Consider the following 23,110-nt stretch of genomic DNA (forward strand, 5'->3'; position numbering starts at 1 on the left):
TATGGAACGTAAAGATATACAGCAAATGAGTTTAGTCTCTGCAAAAGATCCCATATCCAAAAAGGAATCTAAATTTAAAACTGCAGAGCAAATTAACTTAAAGTCTACGTATACAGAAAAAGACCTTGACAAAGTAGAACATATAAATTTTGTTGCAGGGATTCCTCCTTATTTGCGAGGACCTTACTCCACAATGTATGTTCGCAGACCTTGGACCATCCGCCAATATGCTGGATTTTCAACAGCTGAAGAAAGCAATGCTTTTTATAGAAGAAATTTAGCAGCAGGACAAAAAGGACTGTCTGTAGCCTTCGATTTACCCACACACAGAGGCTATGATAGTGATCACGAGCGAGTCGTCGGTGATGTTGGCAAAGCTGGTGTAGCCATTGATACCATTGAAGATATGAAAGTCTTATTCGACCAAATACCTTTAGATAAAATGTCAGTGTCAATGACGATGAACGGAGCAGTATTACCTGTTATGGCTTTTTATATCGCTGCAGCTGAAGAAACAGGTGTCAAACAAGAACAACTCTCTGGTACTATACAAAATGACATTCTAAAGGAGTTTATGGTAAGAAACACCTACATCTACCCTCCCACTCCTTCCATGAAAATTATTTCTGATATATTTCAGTTTACCTCCCAGAATATGCCTAAATTCAATAGCATTAGTATTTCTGGGTATCATATGCAAGAAGCTGGAGCAACTGCAGATATAGAGCTAGCTTACACCTTAGCAGATGGCGTAGAATATATCAAGAAAGGTATAGATGCAGGGATGGATATCGACACTTTTGCACCTCGCCTCTCGTTTTTCTGGGGAGTTGGGATGAACCATTTTATGGAAATTGCCAAAATGCGAGCTGCGAGGATGCTTTGGGCTAAATTGGTAAAGCGTTTTAACCCAAAAAATCCTAAATCTTTGGCGCTGAGAACCCACTCACAAACCAGCGGATGGACGCTAACAGAGCAGGATCCTTTTAATAATATTGCTAGAACATGTATAGAAGCCACTGCTGCAGCTTTTGGTGGAACTCAAAGTTTGCACACCAATGCATTGGATGAAGCTATTGCCTTACCTACAGAATTTTCTGCTAGAATTGCTAGAAATACACAAATTTACCTTCAACAGGAAACAGGGATTACCAACACGGTAGATCCATGGGCAGGGAGCTATTACGTCGAGAAACTAACACATGATGTTGCTCAACGTGCTTGGAAGCTTATCGAAGAAGTAGAAGAGCTTGGCGGAATGACCAAGGCTATAGAAGAAGGTATACCCAAGTTGCGAATAGAACAAGCTGCTGCAAAAAAACAAGCTAGAATTGATAGTGGTACCGATAAAATTGTTGGAATAAATGCCTATCGCCTTAAGCAAGAAGATCCTATTGTAACTCTTGAGGTAGATAATCAGACAGTGAGAAAACAGCAGTTAGAAAAATTAGCAAAAATTAAAGCTTCCCGGGATAATGATAAAGTCAAAAAATGCCTAGAAGAGTTGACTCGTATTGCTAAAGAGGAAAATGGAAACCTTTTAGAAGCTGCTGTTAAGGCTGCAAAAGAAAGAGCTACCTTAGGAGAAATAAGCGATGCTTTAGAGGTCGTTTATGGGAGACATAAAGCCAAAATACAATCTTTTAGTGGTGTATATAGTAAGGAAATGAAAACAGATGAATCCTTCCATAAGGCCAAAGCTTTGGCTGATGAATTTGCAGAAAAAGAAGGTCGCCGACCTAGAATCATGATTGCGAAAATGGGACAAGATGGTCACGATAGAGGAGCAAAAGTTGTCGCTACTGGTTATGCCGATGTGGGCTTCGATGTTGATATTGGTCCCTTATTCCAAACCCCCCAAGAATCAGCAAGACAAGCTGTAGAAAATGACGTTCATATTCTAGGCGTATCTTCTTTAGCAGCAGGTCATAAAACATTGGTTCCAGAAGTTATCGACGAACTAAAGAAATTGGGGCGTGAGGATATTATGGTCATCGTTGGTGGAGTGATACCTTCTGCAGATTATAAGTTTTTATTTGATGCTGGAGCTGTAGCCGTTTTTGGACCTGGAAGTAGAATTAGTGATGCAGCTATTCAAATCCTAGATATATTGAACGATAGCTTTTAAAACTAGACTTACATTTTTTAATATGAGCTTGAAAATAAAAGTCTAGTAAAGTTTTTAAATTAGTTATATACACCATACATTATTCATGGCCATTTTAGGGAATATCATTAAAGGAGTGATCAATTTGAGAAATTCTATTTCTTCGGAAGCTAATCACGTTCAAAATCAAAAAGAAACCCTTGAGTTTTTATTAGAAAAGGCAAAGTCTACTGAGTTTGGGAAACACTATAAATTTGATGAGCTACTCGCCTCTGAGGATCCTTATGAAAATTTTAAATCGACCATCCCCTATTTTGATTACGATAAAATCCATACTGAATGGTGGTATAAGCTTCATAAGGGAGAAAAGGATATTACTTGGCCTGGACATCCTGATTATTTCGCCTTGAGTTCTGGCACTACGGGAAAAACGAGCAAGCGTATTCCCGTTACTGAAGATATGATTGAAGCCATAAGAAGTGCTGGGATAAAACAAATACTGGCTATTAAAAACTTTGACTTACCCGCTGATTTTTTTGAAAAAGAAATCATGATGCTTGGAAGCTCCACTAACTTAGATCTGCATAATGACCATATTGAAGGAGAAATAAGCGGAATAAGCGCTAGCAGAATTCCTTTTTGGTTTCGTGGATTTTATAAACCTGGTGAAGATATTTCCAAAATAGATGACTGGGATGATCGGATTCAGAAAATTGCAGAGACTGCTAAATCTTGGGATATTGGTGCATTAAGCGGCATTCCTTCTTGGATGGAGTTGATGATGGAGAAAGTTATAGACTATCATAAAGTCGAGACTATTCACGATGTATGGCCAAACTTAAAGGTATATACCTCTGGAGGGGTTGCTTTTGGACCTTATCAAAAGAGTTTTAAACGCTTGACCGGCAAACCTGTTCATGTTATTGATACGTATCTTGCTTCAGAAGGCTTTATAGCTTTACAAACTCGACCTGAGACTAATTCTATGCAGCTACTCACAGATAATGGAATCTTTTTTGAGTTTGTTCCTTTTCAACCTGAGTACATAAGACCAGATGGATCCTTAAAACCAGATTCTCCATGTATAAGTCTTGAGGATGTAGAGCTCGAACAAGATTATGTTCTTATCATTAGTACAGTGAGTGGAGCTTGGAGATATACCATTGGAGATACTATTCAATTTACGGATGTTAAGAAAGGAGAAATACAGATTACAGGGCGAACTAAATTCTTTTTAAACACTGTAGGATCTCAATTATCGGTTAACAAAATGGACACAGCCATGAGAGAATTGGAAGACCAATTCGACATTGATATTTCAGAGTATACTATTTGTGCCAAGCGTGCAGAGGATGGAGAATTTTATCATTTTTGGTATTTAGGGACGAGCCATAAAAATCTCGACCTTTCAACTATAGCCAAAGCACTAGATGATAGTTTAAAAGCTGCCAATAAGAATTACCAAGTCGCTAGAGATAAAGCCCTTAACGGCGTTAAAGTTACTCTTATTGATCCTGCTATTTTTCAGGACTGGAGTACGAGAAACAAAAAAAAAGGGGGACAAGTAAAAATGGAACGCGTCATGAATGAAGAAAAATTCTCTGAATGGGAGAATTTTGTAAAAATCCACTAATACCAAATTATATTTATAATGCCGTATGAATAAATTGAATTATACTACGACGTTGCTCAGCACAAGTTTTTTGATTGATTGAAATCAAAAATAATTAGCATAGCCTTAGCTGTGTTTTGACCCCTATAAAACAAGAGTATTCTTTTAAATTTCGTTAGTTAACTTATGCGGTTAATTTATTCATTAAAATTAAGTGTTTGTCAGCGTTCCATTTTTCCATTGGTGTTATTCTTCCTAATAGTCCGTGAAGCCTTTCGTTGTTGTAAAATAGAACATATTCTTTAAGGATTTTTTCTATTTCTCCAAAGGTTCTATAGTCAAACCTTTGAAAAACCTCTTTCTTCAAAATTCCATGATAGGCCTCTATGTGAGCATTTTCTTCTGGTGTTGCTATATGTGTAAATTCTTGGGCCACGCCTATAAGTCCTAGATATTCCCTTACATTCTTGGCAATAAATTGACTTCCATTATCACTTCTAATCACTACATTATTAGGGTATTGATAGATCGTAAATAATTCAGATAATAAGGCTATCACTTGAGCTTGTTTAATCGAAAAGGCAAAAAGGTCTATCAGTATTCTTCGCGTATGAACGTCTATTACAGATAGAAGATAAGCGTTTTTACCCGCACTAGGAATCCAAACCATCTTTATGTCCATTTCTAAACAATCAAAGGGTTTTACGGTCTTTACTTTCCTGAATTTAACAAACTTTCGTCCAGAACCACTCCTGTTAATGCGTTCTTCTAACTTCAATAGGTTCGCCTCCTTCATTATTCTATATAGTTTCTTATGATTTATAGTATAGCCATCACGAGTTAAATAAGCAGTCATCAATCTGTAACCACAATCTATAAAAGGATGACTTAGTATGGTCTTTACAGACTCAATAACAGCATCTTGGTTAACTAATCCATTTTTGCTATGATGGGTAAACTGACTTGGTTTATTTCCTTTTCTCCCAAAGCTCGGTTTGTGATAATAAGTGCTATGAACCATTCCTACCATTTTGATTATCCTAGTTTTACTGATCTTATATTTATTAAAAATAGTATCCACTAGATCTTTCTTGGATCTGAGGTCCCAAACTTTTTTTTTAAGAGTTCACGCTGGACTTCCAATTCAATATCCTTGTTACTTAAAAGCTTACGAAGTATTCTATTCTCCTCTTCTGATTGCTTTAACTCTTTACTACGAATGTCATATGTCACTTTTAAGCCTGCTTCGCCTTGGGTATCATATTTCTTCTTCCAACTATAAAAAGTTCCTGTACTAACCTTGTATTTACGACAAGCTTCAACGATTCCTAATTCTTCAGATGAGGATAGAATCTCTAACTTTTCTTCTAAACTCCATTTCTTGTATTTCATATCTCAAAGGTATTATTTGAAATTTAAAATAACACTCCGAACTTATTGGGGGCTAAACTAGTGCGGTAATTATTTTTGATGAAAAACAGGCGAAAAGAAGTGATTTATTGCGACATTATAAGTCTAATTTGGTAAGATTCCAATTAGCGATTTTGAACTAGTTGCATAATTTCTTCTGGTGATAAATAGTATTTCTTTATTCTCTTTTTATAATCTTGATCGATGTCAGCATGATTTAAAATAAAATCTTTAGTTTTCAAAATATAGTCTTCCATCCCTTGATTGACCGCAAAAGTATCTGCAGATCGCTCAGCATCTATGATATGATTCTCCAGATACAAATATTTTATTCCATACCAAATCAGATTGAACGTTCCTCTTTCTTCATAGTCCAAAATATGACCCAATTCATGGCCAATCCATCCTGTAATGATATCTGAGGGTATATGAACTGTTTTAAATTCTTGACCTGATATTTTAAACTTTTCACTGATAAAAATATAGTATTTGCGCTTGGCCCTTGGGGTAAACAAACTTTTAAAATCAGGCTGAGCTTGCATCGTGGATTTTTTAATATCCAACTTAAATTTAAAAGTAATATTTACATATTCCAATTGAGGAAAATAGTTTAGAGCAAGCTCTACTTCTTTTTTAATAGAGTCTGGATAGGTATGATACTGCTTAGCCTTCATAGAAAAAATAGAGTTGAAAATTAAAAGGATGACTAGAAGTAGCTTTTTATTTTTTATCAAATTCACTTTAAAATTAAGCATTTATATGAGCTAATTAGTTTACTGATAAGTCAATACGTAAGTTTCATTCTTAATTATCTTTTTTCTTTTTAAAGATATCTCCTAAGATATCTTTCACTACATCCTTTACATCCTCTTGTTGGGTTTTTGTGGAGTCCTTTTCTTTTTTATCGCCGCCTAACAAATTATTAATTTCATCACCAATTTTATCTTTAATAGCATTAGTTGCTTTTTCTTTTTGAGCATCTACAATTTTTGATGTGAGGTCTTTAATAGCATTTTGCATAGTTAACTGGATCTTTGGATTGGAAAAGGTTCCTGTTAATCCAACTGGAACATCAACATTCAATTGGCTAAGATCGGTATTGCTCAACTGAGCAAGCTGACCTCCTACTTCATTTCCAAAATATTTTGCTGGAACATTAAAACTAAGATTATAATTCATCGTGTTATCAAACGAGTGACTTCCTGACACATCAACCTTTACATCGTCTAAGTTAAAATCGAAATCATCTGCATTGATCGCTCCATTTTTGAAATTCAGTTTTGCGACAAGATCTTTTACTTTCAGCTTATCGAAGTTTAAGACCTTAAACTGACTATTCAAGTTAGAGATTAAAGGCATCTTACCCTGTTCCACCTCTGCACTTAAAATATTTGCGAGGGCACTTCCTGCTAATGAAGTATAAATGGGCATTAAGTCTTTTGTGAGATTTCCATTGAGATCAATAGTTGTACTCGCCAGCCCATTTAGTGCTTGTGCAATGGGCGCTAAACCTTTAACCAATTCCATTTGCTGAAAAGCCTCTACAATCTTAATGGTCGTTAACCCCAATTTCATATCGAAATTAGGAACATCTGAAGTCGTCACCTTCCCATCAAGACTTATGCTGCCTCCAAAAATATCAGCATTTACATTCTTAAGGATAGCACTTTCGTTTTTTAAGGCTAGACTCCCTTTAGCATTTTTTAAAGTTAAGTTGTCATAAATGACTGTTTTAGCATTAAAGTTCAAAACAATATCTAAAAAATCAGGGATTTTTATAGCGTCTGCATTGCCTTCAGGTCCAGTACTGGCCGTTTCAGTAGTTGGGTTTCCAGATTCGTTTACTTTATTTCCAACTTCACTGTCTACTGTAAAATCAGCAATATTGAAGTTGGTAGAAGTCGCATTAAAAATTCCTTGAAGGGGTTTATCTGAAAATGCAAATCCCATAAGATTACTCAAATCCCCTTTCATCTGAAGGTCTGTAGAGCCTGCTGTCATTTCAAAACTATTCAATTGGACAGCGTTTGTTGTGAAATTGACAGTAGCGGTTTCAATATGAATCAGTTCAGCTAAATCTGGAGACTCATAATCAAACTTGGATAACTTCATAGAACCCTGTGCCTTTACATTTTCATAAGCATCTTGTTCTATGGAGTTCATATCAAAATTGGTCGTTATATCCGCATCCAAAATCCCACTTAGATCTTGCTCAATATCTACAGGATAGGCTTTTTTAAGATTTGCTAGATTCAATCTCCCTTTCATTTTAAGATTAACTAACATATTTGTAGTGAGGTTTTTAACTGATCCACTTCCTGCAAATCGATCTTGATCTATTCTGAAGTCAACATTTTTAAACTTGATATAAGTGTCTTCAACAAGTCCTGTTTCGTTTTGAATTCTAATGTCCAAAGAAATATCCTCAACTTTTTTAGGCAAATCTGGGTATTGGAAAGAGGCATTATCACTGGAAGCAGAGATATCCAAAGTAGGAATATATGTATCATCTACTTTGCCTTTAATAATCCCATTCAATTGAAAATCTCCAGTAGTTGTGACTCCATCAAGATTTGAAGCATAGGCTTCAGGGATGAGTGCTAGAAAGTTTTTGAAGTCTGAGGATGGGGTAGAAAATTTTATGTCGATATCGTTATAATCGTCAAAGGTTTGGACGTAACCTTCAAATTTAAGTGGTAATTGATTCACTATAGCTTCATTTTCTAAAAATGAAAACTTCATGTTTTCCAAATCAATATTCAAGTCGGCATCCAAGACCAAAGAATTAGCATTTAAATAGTTGGTTCCGTCAAAGTCAAAAGAAACTTTAGACTCTGTCTGTGTTTTCAATGTAAAGACTGAGGCTTCAAAATTACCATCACCGCTATGGCTAAACTCTGTAAGCCTTAAAAATATATTTCCACTTTCGTCCAGATAATTTATTCGAGAGGAATTGATTTCATAATGACTTAGATTCAAATTGAAGGGTTTACTCTCTTTTCCTTTAGTTGTAGCTTCTTGTTTAACATCGGTTGATTTGGCGATATCGTAATTGGCATTCCCCAATGAATCTACTTTTACATTCATATAAGCTTCATTCAGATAGATTTCGTCTATGCTTAAGCCTTCGTCTTTGAAAAGTTGCATAATGCCCATCGATATGTTGAAATTTTTGGCATACACTAGAGTATCCCCTTCAAAAGGAGCTTTATTAACAAGACTCAAATCTTCGAGGCTTACACTGGCATTGGGGAAATTTCTAAATAAACTCAAATTGAGAGATGACCATTCCACTTGAGCATTGACATTATCATTGGCTGCGTTCTTTAGCATTTTTTCAATACTTCCTTTGAATAAAATGGGAGTCAGAAATAAACCAATAATCAAGATTAGAATTACAATGCCTATAATTTTGAATGCTTTTTTCATAATATGGATTTAAAGCTAAAATTAAACATTGCAATGACGTATCTCCTAAAAAAAGAATTAAAATTTAGACTTGTTTAATCTTTTAAAAACTTTCAGAATCAGGTAATTCTTCTCCTTGTTTTAGATTAAATTTCTTTCTAAAAAGATAGACGGAAAGATATAATAGAGGAGTATCTAGCAAAGCAATAAGCGCTTTAAACAAGAAACCACTGAGGAGCAATCCACCGAATAGGGACCAATCCAATTCACCAAAAACACATAAAAGAAAAACCACTGCGAGGGTATCTACAAACTGAGAACAGAACGTGGAAAAATTATTTCTCAACCACAGGTGCTTTCCTTTAGTCACCTTTTTCCAAAAGTGGTAGACATAAATATCTACATATTGAGCAAGCAAGTAAGCCATCATAGAGGCGCCTACAGCTATAGCAGTAGCGCCAAAAACATCACTAAAAACTTCATCTCCAACAGGTGACCAAGGCACGGAAGGAACAGCATTAGCTAGTAGAATAATCAACAAAGAAAACACCGATGCAAAAATGCCTAAAGTCACCACTTGATTGGCTTTCTTTTTTCCATAGATCTCACTGATGGTATCCGTAATAAGGAAGGTAATAGGATAAGGAAGTACTCCTACCGATATTTCAAATCTATAGAGTCCAAAAAAATCCCAGTAAAAAAACTTCTGAAAGATAAGATTGGAAACCACCAAAGAAGTAATGAAAAGGGCTGTAAGAATAAGATAAATGCGTCCTGCTGAAAGTTTTTGTAATGCTGTCAAATATATTGGATTTGATATTTACCTTTGCAACAAATTTAAGCTGCAAATAGATGCTAAAGCAAAAACAAGCAGTAGATTATTCATCAATTAGTATTAAAATTTTCTTAAAAATTGAATCTTAAACCCACAACATATATTGCTTTAGGAAGCAACCGAGGCGAAAAATTGCAGTTGCTCCGTAAAGCTGTAGACCATATATATAATCGCATCGGCGACGTTACAAAAGTTTCTAAACTATACAAAACACCAGCCCTAGGTTTTGAGGGAGATGATTTTTTAAATGCTGTCATAGAAGTAAAAACCAGGTATTCCGCAGAAGATACTTTAGAAAAATTACTTAACATAGAATTAGAACTTGGCAGAATACGCATAAAAAATAAAGGGTACCAAGCCAGAACTATAGACTTAGACATCATTTTTTATGATGACATGACTATCGAAACAGAAACTTTAATAGTTCCACATCCCAGACTCGCTGAACGAAAATTTGTGCTATATCCTTTGGCGGATATTGCACCAGAGTTAAAACATCCCAAATTAGGACAAAGCATCACAGATTTGGTGACATCTACATCAGATACTTCTTATATAGAGCCGGTATCAGATCAATTGAATACCAAAATAGCCACATTCAGGCAAGTGAGTTATCTTACCATCGAGGGTAACATTGGTTCAGGTAAGACGAGCTTAGCAGAAATGATTGCTGAAGACTTCAATGGAAAACTGATTTTGGAGCGTTTTAAGGATAATCCCTTTTTACCCAAGTTCTATGAAGATCAGGCTCGATTTGCTTTTCCTTTAGAAATGTCATTTTTAGCAGACCGCCATAAACAATTGATGGATGATATTTCCCAGCTGGATTTATTTTCAGATTTCGCCATTTCAGATTATAATCCCAATAAGTCACTTATTTTTTCGAAAGTCACCTTACAAGAGGACGAATACGCCCTCTACAAGAAAATCTTTAACATTATGTACAGTGATGTCCCTAAACCCGATGTATACGTATATCTCTATCAAAATACCGAGCGATTGCTCAAAAATATTCAAAAAAGAGGGAGAGATTATGAACAAAATATATCTCCAGATTATTTAAGACGTATCCATGAAGGCTATTTGAATTTCTTTAACTCTCAAAATAAAATTGATGTAAAAATCATTGATATTTCGGACTTAGATTTCGTCGCTTGTCGAGAAGATTATTTATTTCTTTTAGAAAAAATATCGGAAATCAATTCAAAACTTTCAATCCGATAAGTCGAGAAGAAAGTCGGCGACTTCTCTTCCTCGGTGCACAGCTCCATCCATATATCCTGGGGTTTGTTGTGCGGTTTCTGAAGCTGAAAAAAACAACCGATTATCAAATAAAGAGTCTCTGAGTTTAGGATTCCCATTGTTTTGATGCGGCGCTAAGCTTTTCGCATTTTTAGGTGTGGTATAAAGTTCATTGCGCCAGTTTAAATCTGCATAAGCTTTTAGAGGCCTCTTCTCATCTGGATAATAGCTTTCTAATAGACCCATTACCTTTTCTTTTCTTTCTTCCCAAGTTAAAAGGGAATAGTTAGAATTTAAAAAGCCCACCAAAGCATTTTGATCCCGTTCGTTATCGCTGTGATCGTACATTTCTTGGATAATTTGATGGGGACTCATTAGAGTACCTATAAACTGTTGACTTTTCCAAAAAGCATCTTCATAAGCGATGCTGAATTTAATGGAGTCTGACATCCAAGTATGAGTGTCTTGCAAAAGCTGATTGAAAGTCTCTGAAAGTTTAGGCCTAAACTCTATGCCTTCTGAAATCAACTGAGGGGGAATACTCAACACGAGGTAATCTGCTTCAAAAACAGCGGTACTCGTGGAAACTTTTATATGCTCATCTATGGAAATTGAAGCAACGACTTCATCAAAATGAATTTTAGCTTTGGACGCTTCTGCTAAAGTCTCTATAAGATGTGAAGTACCATGATTAAACTTATAGGTGGCTGCACCTTGGGAGGGGATTTGAAAACGTTCTATATTTCCCTTCGGTCTGAAATCATAAAGGGCTTCAGCGCCATTATCTTGAGTTTTAAAAGGAATCTTCAATTCTTTTATCAATTGAATCAAGCTTGTATGCTGAGGACCAAACCATGTGGCTCCCATTTCTAATTGACTATTTTCTTTTTCAATAGTAAAAATACGACCACCAAGTCTTGATCTAGCCTCAAGAATTTTGACGTCAAAGTTGGAATTTCTCAATCCATAAGCAGTCGATAAGCCACTTAAGCCTGCTCCTATGATTAAAACTTTAGGCATTTATTTTTTTGGCAAAGTTCTGGATTTAAATCAGTTTTGTAGACCAAGGATATATAAAGTAAAATTAAATTTGAAGAATTCATACCAAATTAAGCTTAAGGCCTCACTTTTAATTTCACATTTTTAAAACATAAAGGCATACATAAAAGTCTAATTTTGCAGAAATACATTATCGCTATGCTACCCGTATTAAAACAGGATATTATTGAAGAGATAAAAGCTGAGAAAGCTAAGGTTTGTAATATCTACGAGATAAAAAGTAAAACTGAAGAATTCACAAAACAATTATTCCTAACTTTATTTGATAAAAATACTGATGTCGCTTCTGGAATGGACGAACTGGAAGAGCAGTTTAAGAACTTGGCCGATTTAGTTTGCTTTAAGGAAGTAGACCCCTGCCGGGAAATCTGGACCGACTTTATGAGTAAGCTTCCTGCTATTTTAAAAAAGTTAAATAAAGATGCCTGTTTTATTAAGGAAAATGATCCAGCAGCCAATTCACTTGAAGAGGTCTACTTGGCTTACCCCGGATTTTACGCTATAGCGATTTATAGGTTAAGCAATACATTAATGGAATTTGGGCTACCCCTGGTACCTAGGTTAATGTCTGAATGTGCCCATACTCAAACGGGGAGCGACATCAATCCTGGAGCCAAAATAGGAAGTCCCTTTTTTATAGATCATGCCACAGGAGTGGTGATTGGTGAAACCTGTGTGATTGAAGATCGCGTAAAAGTTTATCAAGGAGTTACCCTAGGGGCTTTATTGGTAAGTAAAGAGATGAAAAATAAAAAGAGACACCCCACTATAAAAAGCGATGTCACCATATATGCCAATGCTACCATTTTAGGAGGAGATACCATCGTAGGTGATGGGTCTACGATAGGTGGTAATGTATGGTTAACCAAATCGGTTGCCAAAAACTCTAGAGTAACTCATAAATCTATGGATAAAATCAACGAAAATAAAATAACATGAGTCGAAGTATATTAGATTTAATTGGGAATACCCCACTAGTAGAAGCCAAAACCTTGGTCAAAAACCCAAACGTTAAACTATACCTTAAACTCGAAGGACAAAATCCTGGAGGAAGCGTAAAGGATAGAGCGGCCTACAACATGATAAAGTCTGCTTTAGAACGTGGAGATATCGACAAGACTACAAAACTTATAGAACCCACTAGTGGAAATACCGGTATAGCATTGGCGATGGTTGCTAGTATTTTTGGGTTAGATATAGAATTGGTCATGCCCGAAAATGCAACCATAGAGCGTGTACAAACCATGAAAGCTTATGGGGCGAAGGTTACCCTTACAGATGGTGAGAAAGGCATTATATATTCTCGAGATTATGCCGAAGAAAAGATGAAAACTGGTAATTACTATATGTTTAACCAGTTTGGAAACGAAGATAACTGGAAAGCTCATTATAAAACAACAGGACCAGAAGTTTGGGAAGACACCAACCATAAAGTAACCCATTTTGTGTCTTCCATGGGAACTACAGGAACCATCATGGGGACTTCAAGATTTCTAAAGGAAAAAAATAAAGACATACAGCTCATTGGTGTTCATCCTGCTGAGGGCGCAAAGATTTCTGGAATTCGCAAATGGCCAGATGAATATCTGCCAAAAATCTATGATCCTAATCGTGTAGATCATATTTATGAAGTCAGTGAAGAGGAGGCCAAAAAAATGGCGAGGTATCTTGCAGAAAAAGAAGGTATTTTCTCAGGAGTGAGTTCAGGAGGAGCTACTGCTGCTGCTGTTAAACTCTGCGAAAGTTTAGATACTGGGGTTGTGGTTAGCATTATTTGTGATAGAGGAGATCGCTACCTGTCTACAGACCTATTCGAATCTTAAGATTTACGGATTAATAAATGTTAAAATCTTACGACTTATTTTATTTTTATTATAAAGAGTGATTAAAAAACCTAATTTCATCGCCTAAGAATAAAATCAATTATATGCCAAACGTATTTATAAGCGGAACTGGAGCTTATGTTCCAGAAAAAATAGTTCCCAATTCTTTTTTTGAAAAGGTCGGATCTTCAGATGAGTGGATTTATTCAAAATTAGGAATCAAAGAAAGACGAATTGTAGATGGTGAGGCCACGAGCGACTTAGCTTATAAAGCTGGGCTGGAAGCTGTTAAAAACGCGAACCTTGAGGTGGAGGATATCGATTTAATTATCGTTGCCACGACCACCCCAGATAGACAAGCTCCTTCCTGTGCTTGTTTTGTTCAAGAAAAAATGAAGGCATATAAGGCCGTTGCTTTTGATGTTGCCGCAGTATGTTCTGGAGCTTTATTCACCATTTCTGTAGGCTATCAATTTGTAAAAAATAGTGTGTACAACAATGTCCTAGTTATAGGCGCAGATACCTTCTCAAATATCATCGATTGGAATCGTCGGGATTCCGTGTTTTTTGGAGATGGAGCTGGCGCTTTAGTATTAAGCAAAACCGATGAGGATAAAGGCTTTATCGATTTCGACTTACATTCAGATGGTCGTGGAAAAGAACACTTTACAATTCTTGGTGGTGGTTCCGAAACTCCTGCCTCTAAGGAAACAATTGAAAAAGGTATGCATTATTTCCATATGAACGGCAAAGAGGTTTTCGATACGGCGACTAAAGTAGTTCCAGAATCTATCCAAGAGCTTCTTCAAAAAACCAACACCTCTATTGACGACGTTAGTTTTATGATCCCCCATCAACCTAGTATTGGTATTTTAAAAACGATCGCTAAAAAAATAAAAATGCCTTTTGAGAAGGTTATGACCAACATGGATAGGTATGCTAATACATCTGGAGCAACTATTCCACTGGTTTTGGATGAAGTGCACAGGGCCAACCGTTTCAAAAAAGATGATTTACTTCTCTTTGCAGCCGTAGGAGCTGGTTGGACTTGGGGAACTGCATTATACAAATGGTAATTTAAAAAATAAAAAAATGCTTACAGGTAAAACTTATCTCATCACAGGAATCGCAGATGAACATTCCTTAGCCATGTATGTGGCTAAAAAAATAAAAGAAAACGGTGGTCAAGTCATTTGCACAGGACTAGGCGTAAGTCAATTTCACGATAGCTTATCCGACAAGGCTAAATCTTTTCTTGATCAGACTTTTAAAGATTTTCAAGATAGTGTCCACCAAGAATTAGGAACAGACACCATGACAGAAATTTTGGACGTTTCCTTAGAAGCGAGCATCCAAGAGTTTTGCAATAAAATAAAGTCAAAAAACATTAAAATCGACGGGTTCCTCCACGCTATTGCTATGGATAAAACCATCAGAAATAAAGTCGTCAAACCCTTGCTAGATGTCACTTTTAAAGAGTTTTGTGACGCTATGGAAGTCTCGGCCTACTCGCTAATAAGTCTAACCAGTCATTTGTTTAAAAATAACTTGCTAAACGCCGATGCTTCAATCTGTTCATTAAGTTATATAGCAGCTTCCAAAGTAACTTTCCACCCCTATAGAAATATCAGTATTGCTAAAGCTGCTTTAGAGCGCATCACTGTGGAACTAGCTGACGAAATGGGAAGAAAAAATGGCACACGTGTTAATTGTATTCGGTTTTCACCCTATATGGGAAGCAAAGCTGGAAATGCTACCCTTAATGAAAAAGATGTAGAATTTGCGCATCGCAAAAGTCCACTGGGAAATGCTTTGCCTGAAGATCTTGCTTTTGAAGTTTTGAATTTATTAAGACCTAAAGGGAGAACCACTGGCGAAATAAGACATGTAGATGGTGGTTATAACATCATGGGTTAAATAAGCCTATAATCTTTAGTTAAGTCTTAATTAAGACTTATGTAGAATCAAGCAAAGGGTGGTATATTTCTGAAAAAGAATTTTATGTTTGGATTATTTAAAAAGAAAACCGATTTTGAAAAACTTCAAGATCAATATAAAAAGCTTCAAAAAGAGGCTTTTGATCTATCTAAAACCAATAGACAACAATCGGATGCTAAATTAAAAGAAGCAGATGATGTGGGTAAGAAAATAGATGAGTTAAAAGCAAAATCTTAGCGCATCAATTTAACGAGTAATTCCTTTAACAGGTCCCCAGGTGGGATCTGATTGGAATTAACACCTTTACTTTTCATATCGACTTCCCGTATTAAGGCTATCGCCTGACTCGCTTTTTTCATAGAATAATTCTGAGCAGCAAAACTATAATCTTTTACAAAAAAAGGATTGACACCTAGGGCTGCACTCGCAACATATTGTGATTTATCTTTAAGGGCATGGTATCTCAATAGCTTATTGAAAAAAGAATTAAGTTGAGTCATAGTCAATATGATGGGATGATTTTTGGAATTTTGAGCAAAGTAAGCGACTATACGTTGCGCTTTCATTTCATCTTTTATCCCTATGGCTTTGGTCAATTCAAAATTATTGAAATCTTTACTGATTCCTATATTTTCTTCGACAAGCTCGGGTGTTATTTTTGACCCTTTGGAAAGTATATTCTGAAGCTTTTCAAGTTCCTTATGAATATGAGACAAATTATTTCCTAAAAACTCAACTAGCATTTCAGAAGCTTTTGGAGCAATCGTATATCCAGAAGTGGAAAGTGTTTCGGAAATCCATTGAGGGACTTGATTGTCATACATGGGTTTCGTCTCAAAATAAACTGCAGATTTTTTAAGCAATTTGGTAACTTTTTGCCTTCCATCCATTTTTTTATATTTGACACAAAAGACCAAAATTGTGTTTTGCTGTGGATGTTCTACATAAGAGGACAAAGTGTCGATATTTTTCAACAGAGATTGAGCTTCTCTAACAATGATGACTCGATAATCGGACATCATAGGATATTGTTTGGCTTGGCCTATGACATCATCAATAGTGACTTCTTTTCCATAAAGAATACTTTGATTAAAGGCTTTTTCATCCTCAGTAAGGACAGTAGCTTCAATTTTCTCAGCGATAAGATCCACAAAAAAGGTTTCCTTTTCTCCCACTAAGAAGTAAATTGGTGCAAACTTACGTTGATCAATATCAGATATAATAGATTTAAAATCCTTCATGCTTGGTTGACTTCAATTTAATTCAATTTTGTTTCTTTGATCTATGCAAAGATTGAATTTTCCAGACTATTCATTCAAAATCAAAAGTAAAGAAAATAAACCTTCTATATTTTCTATATTGAGGAAAAAATATTTGATTTTGACTCCAGAGGAATGGGTAAGACAACACTGCGTTCAGTTTTTGATTTCAGAAAAAAATTACTCTCCCTCTCTTCTCAATGAAGAGCGGAAAATCGATCTCAATGGAATCTCCAAACGCTATGATATCCTAGCTTTTAAGACCGATGGAAACATAAAGCTTATTGTAGAATGCAAAGCTCCACATATTAAAATTAATCAAGACACTTTTGATCAAATTGCAAGGTATAATTTGGCCCTTAAAGCCGACTTATTGATGATTACCAACGGTGTGAGTCATTATTTTTGCAAGATGGACTACGAGCGTCAAACTTATATTTTCTTGAAGGATCTTCCTTCGTTATAACTCTCATATATGAATATTGCTGTTGTTGTTTTGAATTGGAATGGAAAGGCCCTTCTCGAAAAGTATTTGCCTTCGGTGCTCACCCATTCTGCACTAGCTAAAGTCTATGTGGCCGATAATGCGTCTACAGATGGATCACTAGAGTTTTTAAGTCAGCAATACCCTGAAGTTGTAGTTTTAAAAAACATGACCAATTTAGGCTTTGCAGGAGGATACAACGAGGCTTTAAATAATGTAGAAGAAGATATCTATGTCTTATTGAACAACGACGTGGAAGTGACTAAAGGTTGGCTGAGTCCGTTTTTAAGATTGTTTGCTTCCAATACGTCTATTGCTGCCATACAACCTAAAATAAAATCCATACAACAGCCAAAGAATTTTGATTATGCAGGCGCTGCTGGTGGGTTTATTGATGCGCTGGGCTATCCTTTTTGCAGAGGAAGAATTTTTGATTCCATTGAAGAAGACACAGGACAATATGATACTGAGATTGAAGTGTTCTGGGCTAGTGGAGCTTGTTTAGCCGTAAGAAAAGAATGTTTTAGACTTGCCGATGGATTTGATGAAAGCTATTTTGCTCATCAAGAAGAGATCGATTTGTGCTGGAGACTGAAAAATTTGGGGTTTACTATTATGTATACCTATAAAAGTGAAGTTTTTCACCAAGGTGGTGGCACACTTTCGAACTCTAGTCCACACAAAACCTTTTTAAATTTCAGAAACTCTTTAAGTTCCATCTTAAAAAATTCAGAAAGAAACCCCTACCCTATTTTATTTGTAAGACTGCTCTTAGATGGGATTGCCGCTCTTCGTTTTTTAACACAAGGAAAATTTTCACATTTTTTTGCTATATTTAAATCACATATAAGTTTCTACACAAAATTTATAGATTTAATACATAAACGGCACCAACTCCAAAAAAAGAAACAAATTTTTGTTGTTAAGAGTATAGTTTGGCATAGTTTTGTATTAGGCAACAAGAAGTATAGCAGGTTAAAAATGATTAATAAATAATTGTTAAGCCTACTATTTACTACTTAACAGATATTAAATTTGACTAACTTAATTAAAATAAAACTATGAAAAAATTATTTGCTATCGCATTTGCAGGAGTATTAATGACATCTTGTGTTTCTAATAAGAAATTTGCAGAAATGGAAGGTATGTATGATACCACGCAAGATGAATTGAAAACTGCTGAAATGAAACTTTCTGCTTGTGAAGACGAGAAAAACAATATGATGAGTTCATATGAAAGTCAAATTAAAACACTTGAAAGTACAAATTCTGCTTTGCTAAGCACCACTGGAGATTTTGCTACTATTTCTAAAAAAGGAGCTGAAAATCTTGAGCGTTCTTTAGAAAGCATGAAGGAAAAAGACCTTCAAATCAAAACAATGAGAGATGCTATCAATAAAAAGGATAGCGTAACACTAGCTTTAGTGACAAGTCTTAAAGGAGCTTTGGGTAACATCAATGATGAGGATATCCAAATCAATGTAGAGAAAGGTGTTGTTTTTGTTTCAATTTCCGACAAGCTATTGTTTGGAGCTGGACAGTTTAAAGTAACTGCCGAAGCTAAGAGAGTTTTGGGTAAAGTAGCTACTGTTGTTAACGACAAGAAAGACTTTGAGTTTATGGTAGAAGGTCATACTGATAATGATCCTATTTCACGAACTAATATTGAGGACAACTGGGACTTAAGTACAAAACGCGCTACTGCAGTTGTAAGAATCTTACAAGACGAATACGACGTAGATCCTAAGAGAATGACAGCAGCTGGACGTGGAGAGTATATCCCAGTCGCTAATAATGATACTGAAGCTGGACAATCTAAAAACAGAAGAACACGTATTGTTATTCTTCCTAAGCTAGATCAATTCTTCGGAATGATTGAAGATGGAATGAAAACTGCAAAATAAGTTTTTTTGAAATTATTTTAAAGCCTCACAGACCATGGGGCTTTTTTATTTTAAAAAAACGAAAGTATAGTTGCGTAAAAGAAGATAATTTATATATTTGCACTCGCAAAAATAAGGTCGCGTAGCTCAGTTGGATAGAGCATCTGCCTTCTAAGCAGACGGTCACAGGTTCGAATCCTGTCGCGATCACATTTAACAATCCTAAGCCCTTGTAAACACAGGGGCTTTTTAGTTTTTACATTTATAATTCCCGACATTTTCCCAACAAATTATCTTCTTCTTGATCTCTTCATTGCAACCACATTAAATAAAGCAATTACATCTTCAATATTTACTGTGTAATCTTCATATAAATTATTTAAGCTATGCAGGGCTAATTTCCCGTACTCTACATTTTGATCTGTAATTCTTTTAACTACTATTCCGCGATCTTTGTGAGCGATAACAAAATCCCATGAGTTTATATGAAGCTTGTTTTTCCAATGATGCTTTTGAATTTCTCTGCATAATAAAATATCTTTATCTAAAATAGCTTCTGAGGGATTCGAATTATTCATACTATCTCCTTCAACTTCAAAGCAAAAATAATTTCCTTTAAATTCCTTTTCTACCTCCCATGGTATTTTTGGCAATTCCCCAATATATTCATCATCTCCCCATCCAGATAGAAATCCTGCTTGCACTCGGCTAGCAACTAAAGGAACCAGCTTAATCAGCTCATAATCCTTTAAACTTGCTTTTGAAGTATCATTTTCAAAAGCTTCTTTATGCATGTTTTCAAGTATTTTACTTTTTGATTTAGGAATTACACCTCCTTTTTCGTAGCTAATAATAGTTATTTTAGAAACCCCTACTTTCTCAGCAAACTCAGTCTGAGTCATCTTTAAAGCTTTCCGAACCTCCTTTACTTCTTTATTTTCCATAATTTAGATAGATTTTAATAAAGTAGCAACTTAAACTATTCTACTTTCCTTTATTCTAAAAATCTCCAACCTGCAACAAGTGCTTTTCCCATGTATTTAGGTAAAGAATTTTTAACTAAATCATCTGAAAATTCTCGCCCAGTCTCTTTTTTGTAAGTCGAGTTAATTAGTCTTGTGCAAGAGCCTGTAGGATAGGTTTTATAATCCATAGATTGCTTTTCACATTCACTAAGCACTACAAATTCCATTCTGACTCTCATTTTTTTTGAGTCATTTCCCCCTTCGCATAAAACAACTCTATCAATAGTCTGATTTTGAAGATGCGTAGAGAAATTAGTTTGAAATTCGATGATATCTTTTATTGTGTTGTCTGCTTTTGGAATTGATAAGAGTTTTCCAAGGTTTGTCACAGAATAGGTACTTTGATCTCCATCTATAATCAACATCCCTGCTGAATTACTCATTATTTCTATTGATAGTACTTTCATGTTTTATGGTGTCAGGTTGTGTTTTCGTCCTTTTTTTCGTTCTATTATTCTGGCGTTGGTAGCACATACTCTTTTGCTCCCGAAGTTTCGGAATTGGCGTAGTATTGGCTGTAGCGAATTGCAAATGTGTATGGCTTTGAGCGTTGGCTTTCATTCTAAATTGCTCTTGCTTGATACAAGTGTTGTTGAAACCCTATAAACGTATCTCTAATAGACTTTGTATCGCCAAGCTCTTTTTTCGCATCTGCAATGGCTTTGTATTTTAATTCTAATAAGTCAGGAAGTTTAGAATCGTCTAGTTCATCAACTCCTTCTCTAACATATTGGTCTAGCACAAAGTTTAGAAATTCTTGCTGCTTTACATTGTAGCTATTCATCTGAATTTTTGCTCTACTTGCTCTTTCTAATCTCGGAACAAGCTCTTTGTGGTATGCTACGTAACTTAGCACATCAAAAAGGTCGCTATCTTCTCCGTGAATAAGATGCCTTAAATCTTCTAACTGGCTATTTGTATAGCCTTTTTCACTTAATTCTGTTAACAGCTTCTTACGTGTGCTTGGCACACTCCAAAGTGTCCGCAATTGCTCTTCATTATTAAAAAAGGAAGGTAAGTCCCCAAATAACTGTGTTATAAATTCTTGTGATGAAATTGGTTTTCCTGATGGACTCCAAAAAGATGTTTTAACCATAGAATCTATTTCTCTCACTTGGTTATCAGAAAGGCGAACGCTAATCATTGCTCTTGGTGGAGTTTCACAAACACATGGAATGTTCTCGCATTTTGGACAAGCTTCTTCTGGAGGTTTTTGACAAACACAAGGTGTTTCACTACATATATTACAATCTCCTGGAGCTCCTCCTTCTGTTGGTCGTTTTGGTTCTAAAGGGTCACCATCCCACTCTGGATCTTGAAAGTGGTGATGTGCATCCACAAAATCAAAAACTGTGAAATAATCTTTACCATCAAAAAGGCGTGTCCCTCTTCCTACAATCTGTTTAAACTCCACCATAGAATTTACAGGTCTCATTAAAACAATATTTCTAATTTCTGGTGCATCAACTCCTGTGCTTAGTTTTTGTGATGTTGTTAGTATGGTTGGTATGCTCTTTTCATTGTCTTGAAAATCTCGTAAGTGTTGTTCGCCAATTTGGCCATCATCTGCAGTTACTCTGTGGCAATAGTTGATGCTTTTACTTGTTGCATATTGATTAATTAAATCTCTAACTGTCGCGGCGTGAATTTGTGTAGCACAGAAAACCAATGTTTTTTGGTTCTGATTTATCGAATCCATAAAGAGCTTTACTCTGTATTCTTCTCTTGCTTTTATGGCTATAATTCTATTAAAATCTGACTCTGAATAGGTTTTTCCTTCCTCAATTTCACCATCTACCTCATCACCTGATGTGTGCACATATTCATCAATAGTCGTGCTTATTTCTTTAACTTTAAATGGTGTCAAGAAACCATCATTAATACCATCTTTTAGTTTGTAAGTGTATACGGGTTCACCAAAATAATCATAGGTATCTCCATTTATATCTCTCTTTGGTGTAGCCGTTAAACCTAATTGAACAGCTGGTGAAAAATGCTCCATAATCGCGCGCCAAGAACTTTCGTCTCTAGAACCTCCTCTGTGACATTCATCAATAATGATTAAATCGAAGAAGTCTTTTGGATACTGACCAAAATTAAAGTCGTCTGTATTATATTTTGCCGCGGGCTCTGCTGCTATTGAATAGTTTTCTTCCTCATTTTCTTCATCCTTTTCATCCTCTTCCTGATTTGCATTGGTCATAAAGGTTTGAAAAATGGTAAAGAATACGCTTCCATTTTTAGGAACTTTTCCTTTCTTCTTGATCTCCTTGGGACTAATACGCACCAAAGCATCTTCATCAAACGCATTAAAGGAATTAAAAGCTTGGTCTGCTAATATGTTTCTATCTGCTAAGAATAAGATTCTTGGGCTTCTGGACCCATCACGTCTTAGATTCCATTTGGCATGAAATAATTTCCAAGCAATTTGAAAAGCAATTGCTGTTTTTCCTGTTCCTGTCGCTAAGGTTAATAGCAATCTGTCTTTTTTCTCTGAAATTGCTTCTAAAACTTTGGCAATTGCATTTTGTTGGTAATATCTAGGTTGCCAAGTGCCACCTCTATCTTCAAAAGGAATGGCAAACAAACGCTCTTTCCAATCTGCAATTTCAACTTTATAGTCTTCTTTAGGTGTTGGGTAGGTCATTTCCCAAAGTTCATCTGGTGTAGGATATTTAGAAACATCCCCTTCTGTGCCTTCATCTAGGTCTATTCCATAGATTTGCAAACCATTGGTCGCATAGGTAAACCTGATATCTAAACGCTCTGCATAGTCTTTGGCTTGACCAACACCATCTGTATAATACGAGTGTTTTTTTTTAGCTTCTACAACACCAATTCTTCTATTCTTATACTCTAGAATATAATCTGCAAAAAGTGGTGTAGCTCTTCTGTTTAGACCTATTAAACGCCCTTTGGTAATCGGAAACTCTAAACGCAAACGACTGCCTTCAACACTACCCCAGCCAGCTGCTCGCAAAGCGGGTTCTATTAAATCGTGTTTGGTTTGTGCTTCGTTCATTTA

Annotated in this window: 21 protein-coding genes and 1 tRNA gene; 12 read left to right on the forward strand and 10 right to left on the reverse strand. The window is 35.7% G+C overall.

Going from position 1 to position 23,110, the window contains the following annotated elements; genetic code table 11:
- The first annotated feature begins 1 nt into the window (after position 1).
- Both scpA and P700755_RS17900 read left to right on the forward strand, forming a co-directional pair.
- Complete coding sequence (gene scpA, locus P700755_RS17895; RefSeq protein WP_015026022.1) at positions 2-2,128, forward strand: methylmalonyl-CoA mutase; 2,127 nt, start codon at positions 2-4, stop codon at positions 2,126-2,128.
- An 85-nt stretch (positions 2,129-2,213) separates the two neighbouring features.
- The gene (locus P700755_RS17900) at positions 2,214-3,740 is read left to right on the forward strand and encodes a GH3 family acyl-acid amido synthetase (protein ID WP_015026023.1); all 1,527 of its coding nucleotides are present in this window, start codon (positions 2,214-2,216) and stop codon (positions 3,738-3,740) included.
- 163 nt (positions 3,741-3,903) lie between these two features.
- Here P700755_RS17900 and P700755_RS17905 read toward each other — a convergent pair whose 3' ends face one another.
- From P700755_RS17905 to P700755_RS17925, 5 genes are all read right to left on the reverse strand, one after another.
- Positions 3,904-4,800 carry an IS3 family transposase gene (locus P700755_RS17905; protein WP_157609337.1) on the reverse strand — a complete coding sequence of 299 codons (897 nt, stop codon included), beginning with the start codon at positions 4,798-4,800 and terminating at the stop codon, positions 3,904-3,906.
- The gene (locus P700755_RS17910; protein ID WP_015026025.1) at positions 4,800-5,111 is read right to left on the reverse strand and encodes a transposase; all 312 of its coding nucleotides are present in this window, start codon (positions 5,109-5,111) and stop codon (positions 4,800-4,802) included. Before P700755_RS17910 ends, P700755_RS17905 begins: the two co-directional genes overlap by 1 nt.
- A gap of 143 nt (positions 5,112-5,254) precedes the next feature.
- Positions 5,255-5,884: a hypothetical protein gene (locus tag P700755_RS17915; protein WP_015026026.1), complete on the reverse strand. Its 630-nt coding sequence runs from the start codon at positions 5,882-5,884 to the stop codon at positions 5,255-5,257.
- A gap of 49 nt (positions 5,885-5,933) precedes the next feature.
- On the reverse strand, positions 5,934-8,558 hold the full coding sequence (locus P700755_RS17920; RefSeq protein WP_015026027.1) for an AsmA family protein: 2,625 nt from the start codon (positions 8,556-8,558) through the stop codon (positions 5,934-5,936).
- A gap of 82 nt (positions 8,559-8,640) precedes the next feature.
- Entirely contained in the window at positions 8,641-9,339 is a 699-nt protein-coding gene (locus P700755_RS17925; protein WP_015026028.1) for a queuosine precursor transporter, read from the reverse strand.
- Between the two features lie 111 nt (positions 9,340-9,450).
- Here P700755_RS17925 and folK point away from each other — a divergent pair, with 111 nt between their 5' ends.
- Positions 9,451-10,596 carry a 2-amino-4-hydroxy-6-hydroxymethyldihydropteridine diphosphokinase gene (folK, locus tag P700755_RS17930; RefSeq protein WP_015026029.1) on the forward strand — a complete coding sequence of 382 codons (1,146 nt, stop codon included), beginning with the start codon at positions 9,451-9,453 and terminating at the stop codon, positions 10,594-10,596.
- On the opposite strand, the gene P700755_RS17935 is transcribed toward folK, so the two are convergent.
- Positions 10,585-11,634: a flavin monoamine oxidase family protein gene (locus P700755_RS17935; RefSeq protein WP_015026030.1), complete on the reverse strand. Its 1,050-nt coding sequence runs from the start codon at positions 11,632-11,634 to the stop codon at positions 10,585-10,587. The two genes, folK and P700755_RS17935, sit on opposite strands and share 12 nt — an antisense overlap.
- Positions 11,635-11,811: 177 nt before the next feature.
- Between P700755_RS17935 and P700755_RS17940 the strand changes: the two genes are divergently transcribed.
- The 5 genes from P700755_RS17940 (at position 11,812) to P700755_RS20185 (ending at position 15,671) form a co-directional block, all read left to right on the forward strand.
- Complete coding sequence (locus P700755_RS17940) at positions 11,812-12,612, forward strand: serine O-acetyltransferase (protein WP_041758514.1); 801 nt, start codon at positions 11,812-11,814, stop codon at positions 12,610-12,612.
- The gene (gene cysM / locus P700755_RS17945) at positions 12,609-13,496 is read left to right on the forward strand and encodes a cysteine synthase CysM (protein ID WP_015026032.1); all 888 of its coding nucleotides are present in this window, start codon (positions 12,609-12,611) and stop codon (positions 13,494-13,496) included. Before P700755_RS17940 ends, cysM begins: the two co-directional genes overlap by 4 nt.
- A gap of 104 nt (positions 13,497-13,600) precedes the next feature.
- Positions 13,601-14,572: a 3-oxoacyl-ACP synthase III family protein gene (locus tag P700755_RS17950; RefSeq protein WP_015026033.1), complete on the forward strand. Its 972-nt coding sequence runs from the start codon at positions 13,601-13,603 to the stop codon at positions 14,570-14,572.
- 16 nt (positions 14,573-14,588) lie between these two features.
- Positions 14,589-15,413, forward strand: a complete 825-nt coding sequence (locus tag P700755_RS17955) for an enoyl-ACP reductase (protein WP_015026034.1) — start codon at positions 14,589-14,591, stop codon at positions 15,411-15,413.
- An 84-nt stretch (positions 15,414-15,497) separates the two neighbouring features.
- Positions 15,498-15,671: a Lacal_2735 family protein gene (locus tag P700755_RS20185; RefSeq protein WP_015026035.1), complete on the forward strand. Its 174-nt coding sequence runs from the start codon at positions 15,498-15,500 to the stop codon at positions 15,669-15,671.
- On the opposite strand, the gene holA is transcribed toward P700755_RS20185, so the two are convergent.
- Positions 15,668-16,675, reverse strand: a complete 1,008-nt coding sequence (gene holA / locus P700755_RS17965) for a DNA polymerase III subunit delta (protein ID WP_015026036.1) — start codon at positions 16,673-16,675, stop codon at positions 15,668-15,670. The two genes, P700755_RS20185 and holA, sit on opposite strands and share 4 nt — an antisense overlap.
- A 43-nt stretch (positions 16,676-16,718) precedes the next feature.
- Between holA and P700755_RS17970 the strand changes: the two genes are divergently transcribed.
- The 4 genes from P700755_RS17970 (at position 16,719) to P700755_RS17985 (ending at position 19,270) form a co-directional block, all read left to right on the forward strand.
- Positions 16,719-17,159 carry a type I restriction enzyme HsdR N-terminal domain-containing protein gene (locus tag P700755_RS17970; RefSeq protein WP_015026037.1) on the forward strand — a complete coding sequence of 147 codons (441 nt, stop codon included), beginning with the start codon at positions 16,719-16,721 and terminating at the stop codon, positions 17,157-17,159.
- Between the two features lie 9 nt (positions 17,160-17,168).
- The gene (locus tag P700755_RS17975) at positions 17,169-18,173 is read left to right on the forward strand and encodes a glycosyltransferase family 2 protein (protein ID WP_015026038.1); all 1,005 of its coding nucleotides are present in this window, start codon (positions 17,169-17,171) and stop codon (positions 18,171-18,173) included.
- Between the two features lie 65 nt (positions 18,174-18,238).
- Complete coding sequence (locus P700755_RS17980; RefSeq protein WP_015026039.1) at positions 18,239-19,081, forward strand: OmpA/MotB family protein; 843 nt, start codon at positions 18,239-18,241, stop codon at positions 19,079-19,081.
- A gap of 115 nt (positions 19,082-19,196) precedes the next feature.
- A tRNA-Arg gene (locus tag P700755_RS17985) sits at positions 19,197-19,270 on the forward strand.
- A gap of 80 nt (positions 19,271-19,350) precedes the next feature.
- On the opposite strand, the gene P700755_RS17990 is transcribed toward P700755_RS17985, so the two are convergent.
- The 3 genes from P700755_RS17990 to hsdR form a co-directional block, all read right to left on the reverse strand.
- On the reverse strand, positions 19,351-20,004 hold the full coding sequence (locus P700755_RS17990) for a LexA family transcriptional regulator (RefSeq protein ID WP_015026040.1): 654 nt from the start codon (positions 20,002-20,004) through the stop codon (positions 19,351-19,353).
- 50 nt (positions 20,005-20,054) lie between these two features.
- Complete coding sequence (locus P700755_RS17995; protein ID WP_157609338.1) at positions 20,055-20,492, reverse strand: DUF3010 family protein; 438 nt, start codon at positions 20,490-20,492, stop codon at positions 20,055-20,057.
- 155 nt (positions 20,493-20,647) lie between these two features.
- Positions 20,648-23,107 carry an EcoAI/FtnUII family type I restriction enzme subunit R gene (hsdR, locus tag P700755_RS18005; RefSeq protein WP_015026043.1) on the reverse strand — a complete coding sequence of 820 codons (2,460 nt, stop codon included), beginning with the start codon at positions 23,105-23,107 and terminating at the stop codon, positions 20,648-20,650.
- Positions 23,108-23,110 lie beyond the last annotated feature (3 nt).

Source organism: Psychroflexus torquis ATCC 700755 (assembly GCF_000153485.2).
GTDB classification, from domain to species: Bacteria; Bacteroidota; Bacteroidia; order Flavobacteriales; family Flavobacteriaceae; genus Psychroflexus; species Psychroflexus torquis.